Here is an 8,172-nt window from a genome sequence, read left to right on the forward strand (position 1 = left end):
AAACAGCTATGGGCAGCTATGAAGCTGCCCGAAAAACTTCAAAAAAAGTTATAAATTTTTTGTCGTGGGCTTGACATACGGGTGCCGAATGTCGTGAAAACGAACGTGCGGCAGGCCAAGACCGTCCAGTACATCGCCCCAGTAGCTGCTCAGATGGTCCGGATCCATTACACCACCGACTGTATTATAGATGATGAAATCATCAGCATTCGGCGTGCGCTTAAAAAGAGATTCGAACCGCTGATACTGTACGGTAAGCAAACCATGCAGTACTTCCGGCAGATACAGATCTCGCTCAGAAGCATCGCTTTTCGCAGAGCTGAAGATAAGTTCCGTCCGCTTGCCGTACTCTGCCTCAGGATCAACCATCACCCGGCGTACGGTCTGTGTAATGTGCAGTGTGCCGCTCATCGTATCGTAATTACCCCAACGTGCAGCACAGACTTCACCCAAGCGCATACCGCTGTACAGTGCTAAGATAATACCTGCATTATTAAGCGACAGATCAGAAAACAGCCACTTTTCGAGCACTTTTTGATCGCTGTCACTCATAATATTGTGCTTCTTCGAGCGGCAATGCGTATATACGGTCGCAGCAACCGGATTTGCAGCCATAAGGCCGTCCGCAACAGCACGCTTACAGCAAACATCCAGCACAACGCGCATATTTTTGATGCTTTTTGCGCTCAGCGCGCCGCCAGTCCGCAGATTGCCATGCAGGGATTCCTCGTTGAGAAAGTGCTGTACCACGGCAGTAGTCAGACTTTTCAAGGGCATATCACCTAATTTCGGCAGGATATGCTTGTACATGTTGTCATAGTAGTGTTCATAGCCGCTCGGCTTGGCTACCGGCTTAACGTAAACCTCCAGCCACTGCTGCGACCATTCCCGCAAAGTTACACCCATGACCTCGCCTCCTTGCTCGGGAAAATAAAATCTCCCATGCGCGGTGCGTGATGATGTTGATCGATATACTGTGTGTACTGCGTCTGTACCTGCCTGCTCTGGCTGTCCATCAAACGGATTTGTCTACCGTTCGGAAAGGTCAGCCGCTGACACTCGAACTCGTAGTCTTTCCAGTGCAGCCTTTGCATATCTGCGAAGGAATACTTCTTCATCGTAATTTCGCCTCTTTCTATATGTGATTTTGAGCGAAAATAAAACCGTGCAGGCAATATAGAGCCTACACGGTGTCAAAATCATACAGCAGAAAGAAGTATAAATATAGCACGAACAAAGGTCTTGTGCAACCCTAAAAAAAAGGGTATACTAATACTGCGGTGCGGAGTTTTCCGTTGTGTAGGTGGTCGAGTCACCTGCGCAGGTGCAAAAGGATTGCCGTCCTTTTGCACTGCCGTTTTTTATTTTCTGATAGAATAATAGCATATATAGCGCACCTATTCAATTGGCATTCCCCACAAATATAGGTGCACTATATGTTGCAGTTTTACTATATTTTTCAAAAGTGGTCTTTGATATGATATCGGGGGTGAGAAAATGTCAGTCAGTGAAGCACAAAAGCGAGCCACCTTAAAATGGCAAAAAGAAAAAACAGATGAAGTACGTTTTCGCGTCCCAAAGGGTGAACGTGCCCGCATTCAAGCACACGCTGAACAACATGGCGAGTCCGCTACTGCTTTTATCAAGCGCGCCATTCGAGAGGCTATGGAGCGGGATAATGCTGCAAAGTGAATAAACCTTTAAAAACGCTGATACCGTACACGCTCTCCACGAAAACTGTACAGTATCAGCGTTTTTCAACGCAAACTATCTTTTATATTGCTAGCTTACACATGTCATCGTCCCTTATTAACTATTAAATCAAGGCGCTACAAGCATTCAAATTCTCACTCTTTACAACGATTCTTACATCTCCGTCGTTAATAATCTGTCGAGCTTCTAATTTGATGCTTTTTTATTCATAGTTCATTATACTGATAGCGAGTCCTAAAATTTTTTCTTAAAACTTTTAACTTCTGCATTTCCCGTTATACATTCTTTCTATTTATGTTTAATTTTGGTATATTTTTCTTTCGCTTATTTTCCGCATAAAGTTATAAAGACTCTATATTTTTAAATTTTTATTGTCATTTTTCATGATGTAAGTTTTTTCACCTGCAATCTCAAAAAGGTTCTCGCACTGGTGCTGGCGTTTGCTTGTGCATTCACCATGTTCGCTGGTGCGGCGTCTTACAGCGACAAGGCTGACATCAAGGCAACCACCGCTGTAGACATGCTCTCTTCTCTGGGCGTAATCCAGGGCTACGATGACGGCTCTTTCAAGCCGAACACCACCGTTACCCGTGCTCAGATGGCAAAGATGATCTTTACGATCATGAATGGCGGCAACGACAACGCCAATGCTTACGCCTCCCTGCCGACCAAGTTTACCGATCTGCCGACCGCAGCTTGGGCACAGGGCTACGTACGTTACCTGCAGAACACTGGCATCATCGCTGGTAAGTCTGTAACCAAGTTTGCTCCGAACGATACCGTAACCGGTCTCGAGGCTGCAAAGATGGTACTGGTAGCTGCTGGCTACAATGCTCAGAAGGCTGGCCTGACCGGCGCAGCTTGGGCTCAGAACACCATGAAGTACGGTCAGCTGAACAACCTGTTCGAGGATGTTGACGCTGATCTGAACGCTGCTCTGCCGCGTCAGTACGCTGCACAGATTCTGTACAACGCACTGGACATGAAGCGCGTTGTATGGTCTAACGACATCAACGACTTCAAGAACGCTACCGACGTTTCCGGTGAGAAGACCATCGGCGAGAAGTACATGGATCTGTACAAGACCTCTGCTGAAGTTCTGACTTCTGTTAAGAAGACCTCTGGTAAGGACACCTACGAGATCAAGCTTGCTGATAAGGTTAAGTATGCTGATGACAAGAAGGAGCAGGAGTTCACCAAGGTTCCGACCGACGTTTCCGATCTGCTTGGCCTGAAGGTTAAGGTTCTGGTTCGCGTTAAGACCAATGGCGATCAGGACGTTTACGGCGTATACGCTGATGACGATTCCAAGGTAATCGCTACCGGTACTGTTGGTCAGCTCGAGTCTGTTGGCGCGGCTTCTGACAAGAAGACCAAGCTGGCTGGCACTGAGTACAAGATGGATGATACCCGCAACGGTCTGAAGGTTATCTACGCTAACCAGGGTCAGTCCACCGACAAGCTGTCTAAGATTGAAGGTCAGAAGGACATCTCCGAGGTTGCTGGTACTGTTAAGCTGGTTGACACCAACGGCAACAACAAGGTTGATACCGTAGTTGTTACCCCGGCTGTTGTAGGCCAGGTTACCTATGCAGGTTCCAAGTCTGTTACCATCTCCAACAAGGTTGGTTCCAAGGACATCGATGACCTCGATATCTACGAAGGCTACGCAAAGGACGACTGGACCGTAGTTACTTCCGACACCTACACCGCTTCCGGCGACACCGCTGTTGCTAAGATCGACGTAACCACCGCTAAGGTAACTTCTACCAAGAAGAACAACAGCACTGTTACTGAGGTTAAGGTAAACGACGAGTGGTACAAGATTGCCGACAACGCAGAGGTTGATACTCTGAAGGCTGGCAACACCTACGATTTCGCAATTGTTGGCAACTATGTTGTAAACGCTGACGAGACTGAGGCTGACTCTTCCGATGTTCTGGTTGTAACTGACTTTGAGGATGCTAAGAACGGTATGCAGAGCAGCACCACCCAGAAGGTAAAGGCTTACTTCCTGGATGGCTCTTCTAAGACCATCACTGTTGAAAAGCTTGACCTGACCGCTGGCGATGGCAAGGATGAAGAAGACGTAAGCGCAGTTAACTCCATTGATGCAAATGATGTTAACAAGCTGTACAGCTATTCTACTCGCAGCAATGGCAACTACACGCTGAAGGCTCTGGGTAAGGATAATAAGGCTGGTTATGAGTCTATCTCCAATACTTCTACCACTGGCGTTAACTCTAAGAACCGCGTTGATGGCAAGCTGATCAGCGATAACGCAGTTGTACTGAATGTTTACAACGAAATCAAGGATGCGCACAATAAGGGCACTGGCGTCTACAAGGACGTTAAGGTTCTGTCTGGTAAGACTGTAAACGATTGGGATATCAAGACCAATACCACTAAGGGCACCTCTGTTGCTTACGCAACCAAGAAGTCCAGCGGTGTTGAATCCATCCGTGTTCTGGTGCTGACTTCTGATAAGAAGCTGGAAGCTTCTGGTTCTGACTACAAGTACGCTTACATGACCAGCGATACGCAGGAGAGCACCGAGGGTGAAGACAACGACAAGACTCTGGTATACGAGGCTTGGACTGGTTCTGAGAACGTAACCCTGAAGTATGACGGCACCGACGCTAAGAAGCTGGGCGAAGGCGATCTGCTGATCTATACCAACGATGGCGACAAGTTCATCAATGTTGAGAACAACGACGCTGATGTAACTGTTTACAAGGTAGCTATCACTGGTAACGAGGGCAAGAACCTGATCGTTCAGGGCAGCAAGGTATTCTCCAATGCTGATAAGAACTACACAATCAGCAATACGCTGGCTGCTAAGACCGTTTACACTGTAGATGACGATGTTGTATACATTGCTGTAAACGACGACAAGCATGAAGCTATGAATGGTACTGTTCAGAACGCTGAAGAGACCGCTAAGAATTCCGGCGTTTACTATGCAAACGCTTACATCGTAGTTGAGAACGATGATGACCAGCACGTTGTAGCAGTTGTATTCGACGCTGATAACAACCATCTGGATGGCGATGTTAAGGTTAAGGCAGACGGCACTCTGCATTAATCTGTATGTAACTATCGCTTAATTCATTAAGTGAAGACGGAAATTCCCCCCGAGAAATCGGGGGGTCTTTCCCTCTTTATATAAAAATAGGAGGGAAAAGAATGCCTCGGTGTGCCCATGTGGAAAAAACGATTTATGAAATAGAACAATTCAAAGTTACTATTTGTAATGCTGATGGTTCCAATATACGTGGCGACAAGAAGTTGCACCATCGCTATCCATATACCAAAAAAGCACACGACAGTTTTACTGTAAACGAATGGATTGAAAAGCGTTTCAATAAACATTTTGAGGGCTATACAGTGCTCGTTAAAATGAAAGACGGTAGCGTGGCTTCTGGTCAGACCAAGCTGAAAACCGTTCGTGATTCTTATTACGTTTAAAATTGAAATTTTTGCCGTTATGCTCAGCATAGCGGCTTTTTATGATGCATATTCCCCCCGATTCCTCGGGGGTTTTCTTTTTCCCAAAAAATCCGAAAATTTTTCTTGCCAAAACGTGATTTATCGGCTATTCTATACCTCAAACAAACGGCGATCCGCCGAACAGGAGGTATTTTTATGGGATTTGAAGCGTATCGACAGGGCACATTCACCAAGCGGCTGGCAGATCTGGCTGACCAGCCTAACATGCAGGCGCACGAGCTGAAAGCCTACTTTGACTCCTCGCCGGAGGAGCTGCGGCAGTCATTCAACCGACTGTGCAATGCGCTGGGTGAATTCACCGCTGCCGCGAAAATGGGCTATACTGCCAGCGCAAGTGTGCCCGCCAATACAGTTCAGGCGGCAATCGAAAACGTGCAGAAGCAGGTGCAGAATGCTGTGATGGGCAATATTCCGTCCGGCAGTGTGGACGGCGACAAGCTGGCGCAGGATGTGCGCGACCGCTTTTCTACTATCGAACGTGCGATGGCTACTGAAACCAATGCGCGCAGCAGCACGGATGCCAATCTGCAGCAAAATGTAGCCTCTATCCAGACTACGCTGGCCGGTAAAACCGAAAGTGCGTTTGGATTTTACACCGGTGACGGCGAGGAGCACCGCACGATTTACCTTGGTTATCGCCCGAAAGCCGTAATCGTGTTCCAGTCCGGTTCGTATGTTGGCGATGGCAATGCCATTTACGGTGGTTTTGCTTCCGACGGAAATGATATCATGTATGGCGATCAAGTTGGCCTGGGTATTACCGATACCGGTTTTCAGGTGCTCAATTACCGTAACTGCGCGCTTAATATCAGCAATTATAAGTATTCTTACGCAGTTTTCCGGTAAATAGGGAAAACCCCGAGGATTTCCTCGGGGTTTTCAGTTATAACAAGTTATATTAACTTATTACAATTAGAACAGCAGGTTGCCATCCAGACGGTTGTTATCAGCGTCATAGATGATAGCCATAATGTTCTTATCGCCAGTCTTCTCAACTACGATCCAAGCGTTAGCGTAGTACTTGCCAGAGGTGTGCTCCTCAGCCAGAGAAATCTGATCCAGAGAAGAACCTTCCATGCCTTCCTGCTTGTCGTCGTTAACTGCGATGTATACGCAATCCTCGTCCATAGAGTAGGTCTTAGAGGTGCCGTTTGCAAAGCGAACTGCAACGTCGCCTTCCTTAACCTTCTCGATACCAGTGATTGCAACCTTTACAACATCAACATCAGAAGCAGTCTCAACATTGATGAACTTGTCACCGTCGTTGGTGTAGATCAGAACGTCGCCAGCGTGCTTGGTGGTACCGTTAGCACCATCATACTTCAGGGTTACGTTCTCAGAACCAGTCCAAGCCTCGTATACGGTGGTCTTGTCGTTGTCCTCGCCGTTGGTGCCCTCGTAAGAATCGGAGGTCATGTAAGCGTACTTGTAGTCGGAACCAGCGCCGGAGTACTTGTTGGAGTCAACAACTACTGCAACGCGAACGGTCTCGATACCGTTGGACTTCTTGGTAGCATACTGAACAGAAGTGCCGTATGCGGTCTTCCAATCGTTAACGGTCTTACCGGTCAGAACCTTAACGTCCTTCTTAACCTTAGTGCCGCTAATGTCGGTGTACAGAGCGAATACTACTGCCTCATCGCTGATGGAGTAGCCGTCGATCTTGTTGTTGGAAGTGATAACACCAGTGCCAGTCTTGTCAGCAACATGCTTATAACCAGCCATATTGCCGGAACCCAGAGCCTTCAGGGTGTAGGTGCCGTTGCTGCGAGTAGAATAGGTGTACAGCTTGTTAACGTAAGAATCATTGATGTTGTTGGAAGCATCAACGTCCTTCTCGTCTGCACCAGCGGTGCGAGCCAGCTTGGAAACCTCAATGGTCTTGGAGGAACCGTCCAGGAAGTAAGCCTTTACCTTCTGAGTGGTGGTGCCTGCCATGCCGTTGCTGGTCTTCTCAAAGTCGGTTACAACCAGAACGTCGGTAGAAGCAGCCTCGGTCTCCTTAGCGTTTACAACGTAGTTGCCAACGATAGCGAAATCGTAGGTGCTGCCAGACTTAACGGAAGCGGTGTCATCAGCAACAGAGCCGGTAGCAATCTTGTACCAGGAGTCGTTGATCTTAACTTCCTTCGGAGTAGAAGACTTAACAGAAGCAACCTTGGAGGTAACTACATCGATCTTAGCAACAGCAATGTCGTTAGAAGCGGTGTAGGTCTTATCGGTAACTACAGTCCAGTCGTCCTTAGCGTAGCCTTCGTAAATGTCATAATCGTCAACATCGTTGGAGCCAATGCCATTGGAGATGGTGATGGACTTGGAGCCAGCATAGGTGATCTTGCCAACCTTAGCCGGGGTATAAACAACGGTATCAGCCTTGTTGTTGCCGTCGGTATCAACCAGCTTTACAGTGCCAGCAACCTTGTCGATTGCAGTAGCTGCTTCCAGAGTGCTCAGCTTAACGGAAGTATTCGTGTTCGGCTCGATAACATTCAGATTTTCCGGCTCGGAGTCCAGCTTGTACTCGGTGCCGTTCAGCTTGGTCTTCTTGGAGTTGGTTACGTCCTCCAGCTGACCAACAGTGCCGGTAGCGATTACCTTGGAGTCATCATCAGCGTAAACGCCGTAAACATCGGTATTACCATTAGCCTTTTCACGGAGCAGAACCTTAACCTTCAGGCCAATCAGAGCAGAAACGTCGGTCGGAACCTTGTCATACTTATTGCCACCGACTACGATTTCATAGGTGTCCTTGCCAGAAGTTTTCTCAACCTTGGTCAGCTGAGCTGCATCGGTCTTAACGAGATCCATGTACTTGCCGCCGATGGTCTTGTCGTCCTTAACGTCGGTAGCCGGCTTGAAGTCCTCGATGTCGTTGGACCAAACTACACGCTCCATGTCCAGTGCGTTATACAGAATCTGTGCAGCGTACTGACGCGGCAGAGCAGCGTT

Annotated in this window: 7 protein-coding genes; 4 read left to right on the forward strand and 3 right to left on the reverse strand. The window is 47.7% G+C overall.

All coding sequences use genetic code 11. From position 1 onward, the window contains the following. Positions 1-48: 48 nt before the first annotated feature. Together PGS25_RS08180 and PGS25_RS08185 are read right to left on the reverse strand one after the other, a co-directional pair. Complete coding sequence (locus PGS25_RS08180) at positions 49-906, reverse strand: tyrosine-type recombinase/integrase (RefSeq protein ID WP_270418243.1); 858 nt, start codon at positions 904-906, stop codon at positions 49-51. Next, the gene (locus PGS25_RS08185) at positions 897-1,118 is read right to left on the reverse strand and encodes a hypothetical protein (protein ID WP_270418244.1); all 222 of its coding nucleotides are present in this window, start codon (positions 1,116-1,118) and stop codon (positions 897-899) included. The genes PGS25_RS08180 and PGS25_RS08185 overlap by 10 nt, the downstream gene beginning before the upstream one ends. A gap of 379 nt (positions 1,119-1,497) precedes the next feature. On the opposite strand from PGS25_RS08185, the gene PGS25_RS08190 reads away from it, so the two are divergent. The 4 genes from PGS25_RS08190 (at position 1,498) to PGS25_RS08205 (ending at position 6,069) form a co-directional block, all read left to right on the forward strand. Then, the gene (locus PGS25_RS08190; protein WP_270418245.1) at positions 1,498-1,692 is read left to right on the forward strand and encodes a hypothetical protein; all 195 of its coding nucleotides are present in this window, start codon (positions 1,498-1,500) and stop codon (positions 1,690-1,692) included. A 451-nt stretch (positions 1,693-2,143) separates the two neighbouring features. Continuing rightward, a complete protein-coding gene (locus PGS25_RS08195; RefSeq protein WP_270418246.1) occupies positions 2,144-4,798 on the forward strand; it encodes an S-layer homology domain-containing protein in 2,655 nt (884 codons plus the stop codon). Between the two features lie 119 nt (positions 4,799-4,917). Further along, positions 4,918-5,181, forward strand: coding sequence for a hypothetical protein (locus PGS25_RS08200; protein WP_270418247.1), 264 nt, complete (start codon positions 4,918-4,920; stop codon positions 5,179-5,181). A 177-nt stretch (positions 5,182-5,358) separates the two neighbouring features. Then, on the forward strand, positions 5,359-6,069 hold the full coding sequence (locus PGS25_RS08205; protein ID WP_270418248.1) for a hypothetical protein: 711 nt from the start codon (positions 5,359-5,361) through the stop codon (positions 6,067-6,069). A gap of 66 nt (positions 6,070-6,135) precedes the next feature. Here the strand turns inward: PGS25_RS08205 and PGS25_RS08210 are convergent. Next, positions 6,136-8,172: hypothetical protein (locus PGS25_RS08210; protein WP_270418250.1), on the reverse strand; the 2,037-nt coding region annotated here is incomplete at its 5' end.

Source organism: Butyricicoccus sp. AM78-15b2TA (genome assembly GCF_027665985.1).
GTDB classification, from domain to species: domain Bacteria; phylum Bacillota; class Clostridia; order Oscillospirales; family Butyricicoccaceae; genus Agathobaculum; species Agathobaculum butyriciproducens.

Coding starts and splice junctions, on each gene's coding strand:
- PGS25_RS08205 (WP_270418248.1), top strand. CDS start 5,359: ATGGGATTTGAAGCGTATCGACAGGGCACATTCACCAAGCGGCTGGCA.
- PGS25_RS08180 (WP_270418243.1), bottom strand. CDS start 906: ATGGGTGTAACTTTGCGGGAATGGTCGCAGCAGTGGCTGGAGGTTTAC.
- PGS25_RS08185 (WP_270418244.1), bottom strand. CDS start 1,118: ATGAAGAAGTATTCCTTCGCAGATATGCAAAGGCTGCACTGGAAAGAC.
- PGS25_RS08190 (WP_270418245.1), top strand. CDS start 1,498: ATGTCAGTCAGTGAAGCACAAAAGCGAGCCACCTTAAAATGGCAAAAA.